General features: G+C 72.9%; 14 protein-coding genes. 8 read left to right on the top strand and 6 right to left on the bottom strand.

The genetic code is table 11. From position 1 onward, the window contains the following. Positions 1–9 precede the first annotated feature (9 nt). Positions 10–624: a DUF3043 domain-containing protein gene (locus IEW03_RS19915; RefSeq protein WP_188525464.1), complete on the bottom strand. Its 615-nt coding sequence runs from the start codon at positions 622–624 to the stop codon at positions 10–12. 38 nt (positions 625–662) lie between these two features. On the opposite strand from IEW03_RS19915, the gene IEW03_RS19910 reads away from it, so the two are divergent. Both IEW03_RS19910 and IEW03_RS19905 read left to right on the top strand, forming a co-directional pair. Then, on the top strand, positions 663–2,087 hold the full coding sequence (locus tag IEW03_RS19910; protein WP_371870647.1) for a dipeptidase: 1,425 nt from the start codon (positions 663–665) through the stop codon (positions 2,085–2,087). After that, complete coding sequence (locus IEW03_RS19905) at positions 2,084–2,920, top strand: DUF8817 family protein (RefSeq protein ID WP_229738462.1); 837 nt, start codon at positions 2,084–2,086, stop codon at positions 2,918–2,920. Before IEW03_RS19910 ends, IEW03_RS19905 begins: the two co-directional genes overlap by 4 nt. A 37-nt stretch (positions 2,921–2,957) precedes the next feature. On the opposite strand, the gene IEW03_RS19900 is transcribed toward IEW03_RS19905, so the two are convergent. The 3 genes from IEW03_RS19900 to nadA all read right to left on the bottom strand — a co-directional run bounded on the left by IEW03_RS19900 (position 2,958) and on the right by nadA (position 5,445). Beyond that, positions 2,958–3,494, bottom strand: coding sequence for an acyl-CoA thioesterase (locus IEW03_RS19900; protein WP_188525504.1), 537 nt, complete (start codon positions 3,492–3,494; stop codon positions 2,958–2,960). Positions 3,495–3,599: 105 nt separating this feature from the next. After that, positions 3,600–4,211, bottom strand: a complete 612-nt coding sequence (locus IEW03_RS19895) for a DJ-1/PfpI family protein (protein ID WP_188525463.1) — start codon at positions 4,209–4,211, stop codon at positions 3,600–3,602. A gap of 46 nt (positions 4,212–4,257) precedes the next feature. Then, positions 4,258–5,445, bottom strand: a complete 1,188-nt coding sequence (gene nadA, locus IEW03_RS19890) for a quinolinate synthase NadA (protein ID WP_188525503.1) — start codon at positions 5,443–5,445, stop codon at positions 4,258–4,260. A gap of 132 nt (positions 5,446–5,577) precedes the next feature. On the opposite strand from nadA, the gene IEW03_RS19885 reads away from it, so the two are divergent. After that, entirely contained in the window at positions 5,578–6,111 is a 534-nt protein-coding gene (locus IEW03_RS19885) for a glycerate kinase (protein ID WP_188525462.1), read from the top strand. Positions 6,112–6,220: 109 nt separating this feature from the next. Next, a complete protein-coding gene (locus IEW03_RS19880) occupies positions 6,221–6,571 on the top strand; it encodes a HesB/IscA family protein (RefSeq protein ID WP_188525461.1) in 351 nt (116 codons plus the stop codon). Between the two features lie 124 nt (positions 6,572–6,695). Here the strand turns inward: IEW03_RS19880 and IEW03_RS19875 are convergent, their stop codons facing one another. Both IEW03_RS19875 and IEW03_RS19870 read right to left on the bottom strand, forming a co-directional pair. Continuing rightward, positions 6,696–7,004 carry a sulfurtransferase TusA family protein gene (locus IEW03_RS19875; RefSeq protein ID WP_188525460.1) on the bottom strand — a complete coding sequence of 103 codons (309 nt, stop codon included), beginning with the start codon at positions 7,002–7,004 and terminating at the stop codon, positions 6,696–6,698. Beyond that, on the bottom strand, positions 7,001–8,161 hold the full coding sequence (locus IEW03_RS19870; RefSeq protein ID WP_188525502.1) for a cysteine desulfurase family protein: 1,161 nt from the start codon (positions 8,159–8,161) through the stop codon (positions 7,001–7,003). The genes IEW03_RS19875 and IEW03_RS19870 overlap by 4 nt, the downstream gene beginning before the upstream one ends. A 511-nt stretch (positions 8,162–8,672) precedes the next feature. Between IEW03_RS19870 and ctaC the strand changes: the two genes are divergently transcribed. The 4 genes from ctaC (at position 8,673) to IEW03_RS19850 (ending at position 12,864) form a co-directional block, all read left to right on the top strand. Then, positions 8,673–9,593, top strand: coding sequence for an aa3-type cytochrome oxidase subunit II (gene ctaC / locus IEW03_RS19865; RefSeq protein WP_188525459.1), 921 nt, complete (start codon positions 8,673–8,675; stop codon positions 9,591–9,593). Continuing rightward, positions 9,593–11,431, top strand: coding sequence for an aa3-type cytochrome oxidase subunit I (gene ctaD, locus IEW03_RS19860; RefSeq protein WP_188525458.1), 1,839 nt, complete (start codon positions 9,593–9,595; stop codon positions 11,429–11,431). The genes ctaC and ctaD overlap by 1 nt, the downstream gene beginning before the upstream one ends. Continuing rightward, entirely contained in the window at positions 11,428–11,829 is a 402-nt protein-coding gene (locus IEW03_RS19855; RefSeq protein WP_188525457.1) for a cytochrome c oxidase subunit 4, read from the top strand. The genes ctaD and IEW03_RS19855 overlap by 4 nt, the downstream gene beginning before the upstream one ends. A gap of 198 nt (positions 11,830–12,027) precedes the next feature. Beyond that, positions 12,028–12,864 carry an SCO4651 family lipoprotein gene (locus tag IEW03_RS19850; RefSeq protein WP_188525456.1) on the top strand — a complete coding sequence of 279 codons (837 nt, stop codon included), beginning with the start codon at positions 12,028–12,030 and terminating at the stop codon, positions 12,862–12,864. Positions 12,865–13,078: the final 214 nt, after the last annotated feature.

Raw genomic sequence — 13,078 nt, 5'->3', positions numbered from 1 at the left:
CCGGGCGCCTCACTCGGGCCAGACGCCGTGCTTCTTCGACGACGGCTTCGGCAGGCGCGAGCGGCGGATCTGGAACGCGCGCATCACGGCGTACATCATCGTGCCCTTGGGCACGTCGCCGAACTTGGCGCGCAGCCGCTTCTTGAGCCCTCGCCAGAGCAGGACGGCGTCGACGATGGTCAGGAGCACGATCCCGTACAGCGCCAGGAGCACGATCACGGACATGGTCGCGTTCGACATGAACAGCAGGTTCAGGACGATGAACCCGAACGCGATCGGCAGGAAGAACTCGCCGAGGTTCCAGCGCGCGTCCACGTAGTCGCGCACGTACCGCTTGAGCGGACCCTTGTCGCGGGGCGGCAGGTGGCGCTCGTCGCCGGTCTGCATCGCCTTGTACTCGAGGTTGCGCTGCTCGCGCGCCTTCTCCCGCGCGGCCTTCGTGGCGGCCTTGCGGTCGTTCGGCACGAGCGGTCGCTTGTTGGCGGCCTGCGCGACGTTGCGCTTCGGCGTGGGCCGGCCCTTGCGATCGGGGGCACCGGCCTTCTCGACCTCCGCCGCGGCGTCGACCGGGTCGGGGGTCTCGGGGGTGGACGACGGCGCGCCGGACTTGTTGCGGGAGAACACGGCACCAGGGTAGTCGAGCCCGCGGGTAGCGTGAGACCGTGACCGACACGACCTCTCCCGCCCCAGGCGTGGCCGACGACGCGGCAGCCGCGTCGGCCCTGCGAGCCCACGTCGACGCCCTGTTCCCGGCCCTCCAGTCCGACCTCGAGTCGCTGGTCCGGATCCCCAGCGTCTCCGCCGCCGCGTTCGACCAGGCGCACGTCGCCGCCAGCGCCGACGTGGTCGCCGCGCTGCTGCGCGACGCCGGCCTCCCGGACGTGCAGATCCTGCGCTCGGCCCGCCCGGACGGCTCGCCGGGAGCGCCGGCCGTCGTCGCGCGCCGCCTGGCCCCGCAGGGCGCGCCGACCGTGCTGCTGTACGCCCACCACGACGTGCAGCCGCCGGGCGACGCCGCGACGTGGGCCACGGACCCGTTCGAGCCCGTCCAGGTGGGGGAGCGTCTCTTCGGGCGCGGGGCCGCCGACGACAAGGCGGGCGTCATGGCGCACGTGGGGGCGCTGCGCGCCCTCGCGGCGCTGGGCGAGGACCTGGCCGTCGGGGTGACGGTCTTCGTCGAGGGGGAGGAGGAGTCGGGCTCGCCGAGCTTCCTCCAGTTCCTCACCGACCACCGCGACGCCCTCGAGGCGGACGTCATCGTCGTCGCCGACTCCACCAACTGGAAGGTGGGGGTGCCGGCGCTGACGACGTCGCTGCGCGGCCTCGTCGACGGGGTGGTCGAGGTCGAGGTGCTCGGCCACGCGGTGCACTCGGGCATGTTCGGCGGCCCGGTGCTGGACGCCAACACCCAGCTGGCCCGCCTGGTCGCGACGCTGCACGACGACGCCGGGAACGTCGCCGTGGACGGCCTCGTCGTCGGCGCCGAGCCCGAGGTGGACTACGACGAGGCGGCCTTCCGTGCCGACTCCGGCCTGCTCGACGGCGTCCGCCTCGCCGGCGAGGGCACGATCGCGGGCCGGCTGTGGACGAAGCCGGCGCTGTCCGTCATCGGGATCGACGCCACGAGCATCGCGCACGCCTCGAACACCATCGCGCCCCGCGCCGCCGCGAAGCTGTCGCTGCGGGTCCCGCCCGGCCAGGACCCGGCGGCGGCGGAGGACGCGCTGCGCGCCCACCTCGAGGCGCACGCACCCTTCGGCGCGCGGGTGACCTGGAAGCCGGGGGAGCAGGGCAAGGCGTTCCACGCGGTCGAGGACTCGGCGGCGATGCGCGCGGCGCGGGCGGCGTTCGCGACGGCGTGGGGCACCGAGCCGGTGGACATCGGCGTGGGCGGCTCCATCCCGTTCATCGCCGACCTGCTGGAGGTCTTCCCCGCCGCGGCCATCCTCGTCACGGGCGTCGAGGACCCCGACTCCCGCGCGCACGGCGCGAACGAGTCGGTGCACCTCGGGGAGCTGCGCAAGGTCGTGCTCGCCGAGGCGCTGCTGCTGCGCCAGGTGGCCGGGCTGTCCGGGGCCCCGGCGTGACGGGCGGGTCCGCGACGGCCGCGACGGGCGAAGCGACGGGCGACGTGTTCGGCGGTGCGTTCGACGACGTGGCCGCGCGGACCCGCATGATCCCGCTGCTGCCGTGCGGTGACGTCGACGAGATGGCCTCGTTCTGGACGGCGCTCGGCCTGGAGCTCACGTACCGCCAGGTCCGTCCCTACCCGGTCGTCTCGTTCGCCCGGGGCGGGATCGCGCTGCAGTACTACGGGATGCCGGCCTGGGACCCGGAGGCGAGCCACTCCACCTGCGTGCTCGTCGTGCCGGACACCGAGCCGCTCTACGCCGCGTTCGCCGCGGGCCTGCGCGCCCTGCACGGCCGCCTGCCGACCTCGGGCGTCCCGCGGGTGACGCGCCCGCGCACGCGCGCCAACAACGCGGGGCTCAGCGGCTTCAGCGTGGTCGACCCGGCGGGGAACTGGGTGCGCGTCTCCCGCGCGCCGGACGAGGCCACGCCGATCACCGCGGGCGAGGGCGGGACCATGACGTGGACGTCGGGCGGCGGCGGGCCGCTGGCCCGGGCCACCGAGAACGCCGTCGTCGTCGCCGACTCCAAGGGCGACGTGCCGCAGGCGCGCAAGGTCCTCGCGGGCGCCGTGCGCCGGGCCCGTGCCGGCGCGACGCCGCCGGTCGCGGAGCTCGCGCCGGCGCTCGCCTACCTGGTCGAGCTGGCCGTGCGGTCGGGCGACCCGGACGACGCGCGGGAGCGGTTCTCGGAGCTCGAGGGGCTGGCCGACGGCACGACGACCGCCGACGAGCGGTCCGTGCTCGAGGCGTCGCTCGCCGAGGCGGCCGGCACGCTCCGCGACGCCTGACGTCCCCGGCCCGCCGAGGCGGCCGGCCGAGGCGTCGTCAGACGTCGGTGCGGTCGCGGTGCGCGACGTCCAGCGCCCGTGCCCACGCGGCGACGTCGTCGGGGAGCGCGGGGCTCTCGGCGGGGGCGTCCGGCCCCATGAGGGCGATGACGTCGGGAGCCGGCACGCGAGCGTTCCCCGGCCCGAGGAACCGGCCCGCCACGTACCCCGTGGCGCAGACCTGCCCTCGGTGGGTGAACACCTGCTCGAGGTAGATGACCCGCTTGTCCCAGCCGAGCAGCCGGGTGGTGATCTCGAACCTGTCGCCGAGCTTCAGAGAACGCTTGTACGTCATCGTCGACGCCGCCACGACCGGGTACCACTTGCGTTCGCCGATCTTGGCGAAGCCGTCGAGGTCGGCGACGAAGTTGAACCGTGCGACGTCCATCATCTGCAGGTACGCGCCGTTGTTGACGTGCATGAGCATGTCGAGGTCGCCGGGGTGCACGCGCATGCGCGTCACGGACGGGTCGAGCACGCCCATGCCGGGGACGGGCTTGCGGTGCCGCAGGGACGTCCAGGTGAGCTGGATCATTCGAGTCACCCGAGCAGGCTATATCGGAGACCGTCGGTACTAGATATCTTCCGCGCGCAGGGACGCGCGGATCCAGCTGGCCCCACCTGACCCGCCGGGACCGGGTCAGACCGGGGGAGCGGGGTCGTACTGGATCGCCGCCCGCACGGCGCGGGCCACCTCGGGGGACTCCAGCCGAGCGACGAGGTGCAGCGCCATGTCGATGCCCGCCGACACCCCGGCGGCGGTGACCACGTCGCCGTCGTCGACGAACCGCGCCTCGGTGTCGATGACGACGCTCGGGTCGATCGCCGCGAGCTCGTCGTAGCTGGCGCGGTGCGTGGTCGCCGGCCGGCCGGACAGGAGTCCGGCCGCCGCCAGCACGAGCGCCCCCGTGCACACGCTGGCGAGGATCGGGGTCTGGACGCGCACCTGCCGCAACCACTCGAGGTGCGCGGCGTCGGCGACCATCGTCCGGGTGCCCCAGCCGCCCGGGTAGACGAGCACGTGCAGCGGGCCGACGTCGTCCGCCGACCGGGCCGGCAGCAGCCGCATCCCCTTCGCCAGCCGCACGCCGTCGCCGTCCGCGGAGAACGTGCTCACGTGCGGCTTGAGCCCCGAGGAGGCGCTGGAGTGCTCCGCCCACTCCGCGAGCACCTCGAACGGCCCGACGACGTCGAGCTCCTCCGCCTCGTCGAAGACGAGGATGCCGACGTGCAGGCCGCCGTCCGTGCTCATCGTGCTGCCCTCCTGCTCGGCGTGGCCGAGCGCCCGCCGCGCCGGGTCAGATCCCCGGCAGGGCGAGCATCTGGTCGAGCGCGACCCGCGCCCAGTGGGCGTCGTCGTCGTCGACGACGACGCGGTTCACGACGCGCCCGTCGGCCAGCGACTCCATCGCCCACACGAGGTGCGGCAGGTCGATCCGGTTCATCGTGGAGCAGAAGCACACCGTCGAGTCGAGGTAGTGCACCTGCTTGTCGGGGTGTGCCTTGGCCAGCCGGCGCACCAGGTTGAGCTCCGTGCCGATCGCCCAGGAGCTGCCCGGCTCGGCGGCGTCCAGCGCCTTGATGATGAACTCCGTGGAGCCCACGTGGTCGGCGGCCGTCACGACCTCGTGCTTGCACTCGGGGTGCACGAGCACCTCGACCCCCGGGACCTTCGCGCGGACGTCGGAGACGTTGCGCTCCGAGAACCGGCCGTGCACGGAGCAGTGCCCGCGCCACAGGATCATGCGGGCGTCGCGCAGCTGCTGGCTGGTCAGCCCGCCCTGCGGCTTGCGCGGGTCGTAGACGACGCAGTCGTCGAGGCTCAGGCCGAGCTGGCGCACCGCGGTGTTGCGGCCCAGGTGCTGGTCCGGCATGAAGAGCACCTTGCCGGTGCCCTCGACGCCACCGACGCGCTCGAAGGCCCAGCGCAGCGCCACCTGCGCGTTCGAGGAGGTGCAGACCGTGCCCCCGCGGCGTCCCGTGAACGCCTTGATCGCCGCCGAGGAGTTCATGTAGGTCACGGGGACGGTGTCGGGGGCGATGCCGACGTCCTCGAGCACCGCCCAGGCCTCCTCGACCTGGCCGATCTCGGCCATGTCGGCCATCGAGCAGCCGGCGGCGAGGTCGGGCAGCACGACCTGCTGCGCGTCCGAGGTGAGGATGTCCGCGCTCTCGGCCATGAAGTGCACGCCGCAGAAGAGCACGAACTCCGCGTCCGGGCGGGCCGCGGCCTCGCGCGCGAGCTTGAAGGAGTCGCCGGTGACGTCGGCGAAGTCGATGACCTCGTCGCGCTGGTAGTGGTGGCCCAGGACGAAGGCGCGGTCGCCCAGGGCGGCGCGCGCGGCCCGCGCCCGCTCCACGAGGTCGGGGTCGGACGGCGACGGCAGGGCGCCCGTGCACTCGACCCCCCGCTCGGAGGCCAGGTCGCGGCCCTGCCCGAGCAGCAGGAGCGCGGACGGTGCAGGTTCCACGAAACCCGTCGACAAACCCGTCGACGTGGCGGTGGCGCTCGTCGGTTCGTTCAGCAGCGTGCTCACCCGTCACATGTTTCCACAGAGCCGGACGGGCGGGACCGGCGGCCCGGGCGGCGGACGCCGTTCCTGTGCCACGATCGCCGCATGCACGTGCTGCTGTGCGTCGAGGACGACGCCGACGTCCGCTCCCGGCCCTCCGCCCACGAGAGGGCGGCGGCGCTCGCGGCCGCGTGGCGCGACGGCGCGCCCCGGTGCGCGGTGACCTCGCTCGTGCTGCCCGCCGCGCCCCGCGCCGGCGACGAGGGCCCGCGGGGACCCGGTGGGTCCCGGGGCGCGAGCGCGCCCGGCGTCTTCGTGCCGGTGACGGCGCTCGGGCTGACGCGGGTGGCCGAGCAGGTCTCGGCGGCGACGGCCCGGCTGCGCGAGCAGGTCGCGGACGCCGACCTCGCCGTGGCGGCCGTCCCGGTGCTCGACGGCGACGGGCTGCACGGCGGCGTCGTGGCCGCCGTCGCGGGCGCGGCCGCCGAGCTCGCGGTGCCGGTCGTGGTCCTCGCCGGGCGCGTGGCCGTCACCCGGCGGGAGTGGTCCGGGGCGGGGGTCAGCGGGGTGCACGAGCTCGGGGACGACTCGACCGCCGTCGTGCGGGTGGCGCGGACGTGGGCCCCGAGCTGGGCATGAGCCTCCCGGCGACCGCCCCGAGGCCCGCCCGGGGGCCGTGTCCTCGCGTCGGGAGAATTCGCGCGTAGGATCGGGAACAGCCCGCCCGGCCCCGCTTGTTGGAGGAAGCATGACCGACACCACCGAGATCGCCACCCACGGCGTGGACCTTTCCGACGTCGCTGCCGGCAAGGTCCGCAGCCTCCTCGAGCAGGAGGGCCGCGACGACCTCCGTCTGCGCGTGGCCGTGCAGCCCGGCGGCTGTTCCGGCCTCATCTACCAGCTGTACTTCGACGAGCGGCTCCTCGACGGCGACGCGCTGCGCGACTTCGACGGCGTCGAGGTCGTCGTGGACCGCATGAGCGTGCCGTACCTCGAGGGCGCGAAGATCGACTTCGCGGACACGATCGAGAAGCAGGGCTTCACCATCGACAACCCGAACGCCGGCAGCTCCTGCGCCTGCGGCGGCTCCTTCGGCTGACGCCGCGTCGGACGGACCGTCCGGCACCCCTTTCCGGCACGGCCCGGTCGCCCCTCCCGGCGGCCGGGCCGTCGTCGTCTGCGCGGTCGTGCGCACGGTCGGCCCGGTCCCGCGGCCCGTCGGCTCAGCCGTCGCCCAGGCGCACGGTCAGCGACCAGTACGGGTCCGGGCCGGCCGTCTCGTCGGTGTCGTCGGTGCCGTCCGTGCGGGTGGGCGCGGCCGGGTTCTCTACGCGCTCCTCGCCCGTGCTCGTGTGCCCGCGCAGGCGGGCCCACGCGGGGACGTCGTGACGTGCCGCGGGGTCGGTCGCCAGGAGGGTGACGACGGTGCCGGCGGGCAGCTCCTTGGCCCGCGCGGCGAGGCGGATCACCGGCAGCGGGCAGCGCAGCCCGCGGGCGTCGACGACGACGGGGGCGCCCTCCGGGGCGGTCACAGCCCGGTCACCCCGAGCAGGTCGCGCACCCGCGCCACGGCGCCGGGCAGGACGGCAAGGAGCCGGTCGACGTGGCCCTCGGTCGTCGACCGGTCGAGCGCGATCCGCACGTTGCCGTGCGTCAGCACCCCCATCGCGGCGAGCACGTGCGACGGCTCGAGCGTGCTCGCCGTGCACGCCGAGCCGGACCCCACCGCGACCCCGGCGCGGTCGAGCTCGGTCACCAGGGCCTCGCCGTCCACGTAGAGGAACGAGAACGTCACGACGTGGGGGAGGCGGTCGTCGGGGTCGCCCACGACCTCGACGTCGGGGATGCGGGCCACCTCGGCGCGGACGCGGTCCGTGAGCGCACGCCGGCGGGCGTCCTCGGCCGACCGGTCCGCCGCCACCGCCTGCAGCGCCACCGCGGCCGCGAAGGCCGCGGGCACGCTGACGCCGCCGGGCGCCCAGGGGTCGGCCTCCTCGGGCCCGGTCGCCGCCAGGCGCACCCGCTGGCGTGCGGCCAGCACGCCCACCCCGGCGGGGGAGCCCCAGTCCGCCGGGTCGGCCGCCAGCAGGTCCCACGCGCCGGGCACGACGTCGTGGCCGAGCGACGCCCCGGCGTCCACGAGGAGCGGCACGCCCGCCGCGCGAGCGGCCTCGTGCGCCTCGACGACCGGCTGGCGGGTCCCCACCTCGCCGTTGGCGTGCTGGAGCGCCGCCAGGGCGACGCCCGGGGCGCCCACCGCGCTGCGGAGCTCGTCGAGGTCCACGCGCCCCGCGCGGTCCACGGGGACGACCCGGCGTGTGCCGCCACGTGCCGCCGCGGCGCCGGCGGCCGCGTGCAGGACGGCTGCCCGCTCCGTGCCGCCGACGACGACGTCGGCGCCCACGCGCGCCCGCGCGGCGGCGGAGCCGAGGACCGCGTGGTGCAGGGCGGTGGTGTGGGTGGCGGTGAACCGCACCTCCTCGGTCCGGGCGCCGATCTCGGCGGCCACGGCCTCCCGCGCCCCGTCGAGCAGCCGCGCCGCGCGCCGGCCCTCTGAGTGGAGGCGCCGCGGGTCGGCCCAGCCGTCGTCGATCGCCTGGAGGAACGCCTGGCGCGCGAGCGGGTGCCAGGGCGCCCGGCCCCCGTTGTCGAGGTGCGCGCGCTCCGACGTCGACCCCTCCGACGTGATCGAGGCGTCCTGCCCGGCCTCGGGAGCCGGCAGCCCGGCGGCGGGGTCGGTGTTGTGCGTCACACGGGTCTCCGGAGGGTCGGGTGCGGTGCCAGGTGGCCGGCGCGGGGCCCGGGGGAGGGGCGGGCGTCGGCCGTCGTCAGGTCCGATCGTGCCACCTGCTGGCGACCCGACGGCGTCCTGGTGCGGAGTTCCGCGGTCGGGGCGGGTCGTCCGCCGACGGGGAGACGGTTCGAGGGAGCGGCGGGCGGGCCCCGGGCGGGCCGCCCGGGGCCCCGGACGATCTGACATTCGCGGGCAACGATCTGACACCGTCACGAGGTGTGTGCGTAAGGGGGTGGATGTGGACGTCACGTGCGGAAATCGTCACGCCGGGACGGGGGCTTTGCGGCGTCGAAGTCGCGCCGGGCGCGCTAGGCTGCTTCCCATCGAGGACGAAGGTCCTGTCCGCGTGCCCGGTGACCAGGTGGTCTGTGGCGTTCGGTACAGGACGTGACGTGAAAGGCCTCCCTTGCACTCGAAGAGCCCCACCCGCACCCCGCGGGTCATCCTGCGCGCGACGGCGATCGCCGGCGCGGTCGCAGTGCTGGCCTCCGGCTGTGCCAGCGACTCCGTCAAGCGCGGATACCTGCCCGGCTACAGCGACGGGGAGGTGACCAACCAGACCGAGCGGCTGACCAACCTCTGGGTCGGCTCCTGGATCGCGGCGCTCATCGTCGGCGTGATCACGTGGGGCCTGATGCTGTGGTGCGTCGCCGCCTATCGCAAGCGCCGTGACGACCACCAGCTCCCGGTCCAGACCCGGTACCACATGCCGCTCGAGATCATGTACACGGCGGTGCCGATCGTCATGGTCCTCGTGCTGTTCTTCTACACCGACCGGGACATGACCGCGGTCACCGACACGAGCGGTGAGCCCGACGTCAGCATCCAGGTCATCGGCAAGCAGTGGAGCTGGGACTTCAACTACCTCGACGACGGGGTCTACGACACCGGGCAGCACCTGCTCGACGTCGGCGGCCAGACCGCCGAGGACGAGCTGGACTCCACGCCCGGCACCTCCCAGGAGGTTCCGACGCTGTACCTGCCGGTCGACGAGTCGGTCGAGTTCACGCTCGACTCGCGCGACGTCATCCACTCGTTCTGGATCCCGGCGTTCCTGTACAAGCTCGACATGATCCCGGGCCGTACCAACACATTCCAGGTGACCCCCACCCGTGAGGGCACCTATGCCGGCAAGTGCGCCGAGCTCTGCGGCGAGTTCCACTCCGGCATGCTCTTCAACGTCAAGGTCGTCGACCGGGCCGAGTACGACGCTCACATGGACGACCTCCGTGACGCGGGGCAGACCGGCGAGCTCGGTCTCGACCTCAACCGTCAGCAGCACCCGTCCTCTGCCGGGTCCGAGTCCACCGAGGAGGTCGACGGCTGATGGCCACCGTCGCCGAGACCGCAGGCGGGACCGAGGTCATCCCCGGCCTCGCTCCCAAGCGTCAGACGCTCGGTCGCACCGTGATCAAGTGGGTCACCTCCACGGATCACAAGACGATCGGGTACATGTACCTCATCACGTCGTTCGCGTGGTTCGCGATCGGCGGCATCCTCGCCCTGCTCATCCGGGCCGAGCTCTTCTCGCCGGGCATCCAGCTGGTGCAGAGCAAGGAGCAGTACAACCAGCTCTTCACGATGCACGGCACGATCATGCTGCTGCTGTTCGCGACGCCGCTGTTCGCGGGCTTCGCGAACGTGATCATGCCGCTGCAGATCGGTGCGCCGGACGTCGCGTTCCCGCGGCTCAACATGTTCGCCTACTGGCTGTTCTTCTTCGGCGGCATCATCGCCGCGGCCGGTTTCGTGACGCCGCAGGGCGCCGCCTCGTTCGGATGGTTCGCCTACGCGCCCCTGTCGAACACGACATTCAGTCCGGGGCTCGGGGGAGACCTCTGGGTGTTCGGGCTCGCGCTGGCGGGCTTCGGCACGATCCTCGGTGCAGTCAACTTCATCACCACCATCATCACGATGCGTGCGCCCGGCATGACCATGTTCCGGATGCCCATCTTCACGTGGAACACCCTCGTGACGAGCCTGCTCGTGCTGATGGCGTTCCCGCCGCTGGCGTCGGCCCTGTTCGCGCTGGGTGCCGACCGGCGCCTGGGCGCACAGGTCTTCAACCCGGAGAACGGCGGCGCCATCCTGTGGCAGCACCTGTTCTGGTTCTTCGGGCACCCCGAGGTGTACATCATCGCGCTGCCGTTCTTCGGCATCGTGTCGGAGATCTTCCCGGTCTTCGCCCGCAAGCCGATCTTCGGCTACAAGGGCCTCATCTACGCGACGATCGCCATCGCGGCGCTCTCGGTCACCGTGTGGGCGCACCACATGTACGTGACGGGCGCGGTGCTGCTGCCGTTCTTCGCCTTCATGACGATGCTCATCGCGGTCCCGACCGGCGTGAAGTTCTTCAACTGGATCGGCACGCTCTGGCGCGGCAAGCTCACGTTCGAGACGCCGATGCTGTGGTCGATCGGGTTCCTCGTGACGTTCCTCTTCGGTGGTCTGACCGGCATCATCCTGTCGAGCCCGGCCCTCGACTTCCACCTCTCCGACTCGTACTTCGTGGTGGCGCACTTCCACTACGTGGTCTTCGGCACCGTGGTCTTCGCGATGTTCGCCGGCTTCTACTTCTGGTGGCCCAAGTTCACCGGGCGCATGCTCGACGAGCGCCTCGGCAAGGTCCACTTCTGGCTGCTCTTCATCGGCTTCCACATGACGTTCCTCATCCAGCACTGGCTGGGCGTCGAGGGCATGCCGCGCCGTTACGCGGACTACATGCCCGAGGAGGGCTTCACCTGGGAGAACCAGGTGTCGACGATCGGCGCGTTCATCCTCGCCGCGTCGACGCTGCCCTTCCTGTGGAACGTCTACAGCACCTGGCGCAACGCGCCGAAGGTGACCGTGGACGACCCGTGGGGCTACGGCCGGTCGCTCGAGTGGGCGACCTCCTGCCCGCCCCCGCGGCACAACTTCACCTCGCTGCCGCGCATCCGCTCCGAGTCGCCGGCCTTCGACCTGCACCACCCCGAGGTCGCGGCGATGGAGCAGGCGCCGGGCCACGGCGGCCTCGACGAGGTGTACGGCGACCCGAACCGGCACGGTCACCAGACGCTGGTGGAGGAGCGGCGTGACAGCCACCACCCGGAGCCGGGCCAGGACAGCACGACCACGACCGTGATCGACGACGAGCGCCCGGACGAGGGAGAGGACCGCAAGTGAAGATCGAGACCAAGCTCTTCCTGTACCTCGCGCCCTTCTTCGTCGTGGTCGGCGTGATCTACGGCTTCATGTCGGACTTCGAGGAGCCCGTGGGCTACCTCGGGCTGCCGCTGGTCGGTGCGCTGATGGCGATGGTCGGCGCCTACCTGGCGCTCACCGCGCGACGCATCGACGCCCGTCCGGAGGACGACGAGGACGGCGAGATCGAGCAGGGCGCCGGCGACCAGGGCGTCTACGCCCCGTGGAGCTGGTGGCCGCTGGCCATCGGTGCCGCCGCCGCCGTCGGCTTCCTCGGTCTGGCCGTGGGCTGGTGGGTGCTGTACATCGGCTTCGCCCTCGGGGTCATCGCCCTGGTCGGCTGGGTCTTCGAGTTCAGCCGCGGGCAGCACGCCCACTGACGCGGTCCCACGCATCGCCTGTGCCTCCGCTCCCGCCCGGGTGCGGAGGCACAGGCGTCTTGGCGTCCCCGCTCGCGACGCGGGCAGGCGGCGACACATACTGGTCATGAAGGTCTCGGGTGCCTGCTGGGCCGCCCGGGTGACTCGCTCGCACGTGATGTGATGGGCGGTCCGACAACGTATCGACGAGGAGCACGAGTGCGCGTCACGAAGAAGTTCACGGTCCTGGTGGCTGCCGGGGCCCTGGTGGGCAGCCTTGCGGCCTGCGGGAGCGAAGGCGAGGCGCCCGCGACCGGCGCCGACGGCGGGTCCACGAGCAGCGAGATGGCGGCGCAGCCGGCCAGCCTGACGGACCTGGCGGCGCAGATGAAGGACGCCCAGGTCGGGGCCTCCTCCGCGCACTTCGAGATGGCCTACGGCGGCGAGCTCGCCAAGGCGTCCGGCCTGACGGAGTCGGGTACCAGCGGCGACATCGTCATGGGGGACTCGGCCTCTCCGGAGGACGTCGAGATGCAGATGACGATGAACGCCATGGGCCTGGACATGGACCTGCGGATGGTCGACGGCACCCTGTACATCGGCATGGGGGCGATGACCGACGGGAAGTTCCTCACGGCGACCCTCGAGGAGCTCGCGGACGACCCGAACCTCGCGGGCACGCTGGATTCGATGGAGGGCATGGACGCGGCCGCCCAGGCGGAGGCCATGGCGGACGCCGTGACGTCCTTCGAGCATGCCGGGGTGGAAGAGGTCGACGGCGTCGAGACGGACGTCTACACGATGACGGTGGACCCCTCGAAGGTGGACGGGGCCGCCGGCCTCGACAAGTCCATGGCGGAGCAGGTCGGCGAGATGACCGTCACCTACAAGGTGACCCCCGACGGGCTCCCGCTCGAGACCGACATCGTCATGGACGTGTCCGGCCAGGAGCTGACCATGGACACCACGTTCAGCAAGTGGGGCGAGCCGGTCGAGATCACGGTCCCGGCCGAGAAGGACACGGTCCCGTACTCGGAGTTCGCACCCGCCGGCTGACCGGGCCGACGACGAGGGCCCCGCACGCGACGTTCGCGTGCGGGGCCCTCGTCTTTGTGCACGGTGACCGTGCACGAGACCGGCCCTCGCCACTCCGTGGAGCGCCCGCAGAGGCGCTCCACGGCCGGAGGACGGCCAGCAGGCCTCAGGCGGGGACGATCAGGCCCGCGGTCTGGGTGCGGGCGCGCTCGAGGCGGGCGGCGACGTCCTGCCA

The organism is Isoptericola cucumis (genome assembly GCF_014635665.1).
Taxonomy (GTDB): Bacteria; Actinomycetota; Actinomycetes; order Actinomycetales; family Cellulomonadaceae; genus Isoptericola; species Isoptericola cucumis.
This window is presented reverse-complemented; position numbering and strand designations above follow the sequence as displayed.

What these genes read in the sequence shown, in the direction of transcription:
- IEW03_RS19900 (WP_188525504.1), bottom strand. Translation starts at nt 3,494, where the DNA reads ATGATCCAGCTCACCTGGACGTCCCTGCGGCACCGCAAGCCCGTCCCC.
- IEW03_RS19895 (WP_188525463.1), bottom strand. Translation starts at nt 4,211, where the DNA reads ATGAGCACGGACGGCGGCCTGCACGTCGGCATCCTCGTCTTCGACGAG.
- IEW03_RS19885 (WP_188525462.1), top strand. Translation starts at nt 5,578, where the DNA reads ATGCACGTGCTGCTGTGCGTCGAGGACGACGCCGACGTCCGCTCCCGG.
- IEW03_RS19880 (WP_188525461.1), top strand. Translation starts at nt 6,221, where the DNA reads ATGACCGACACCACCGAGATCGCCACCCACGGCGTGGACCTTTCCGAC.
- ctaD (WP_188525458.1), top strand. Translation starts at nt 9,593, where the DNA reads ATGGCCACCGTCGCCGAGACCGCAGGCGGGACCGAGGTCATCCCCGGC.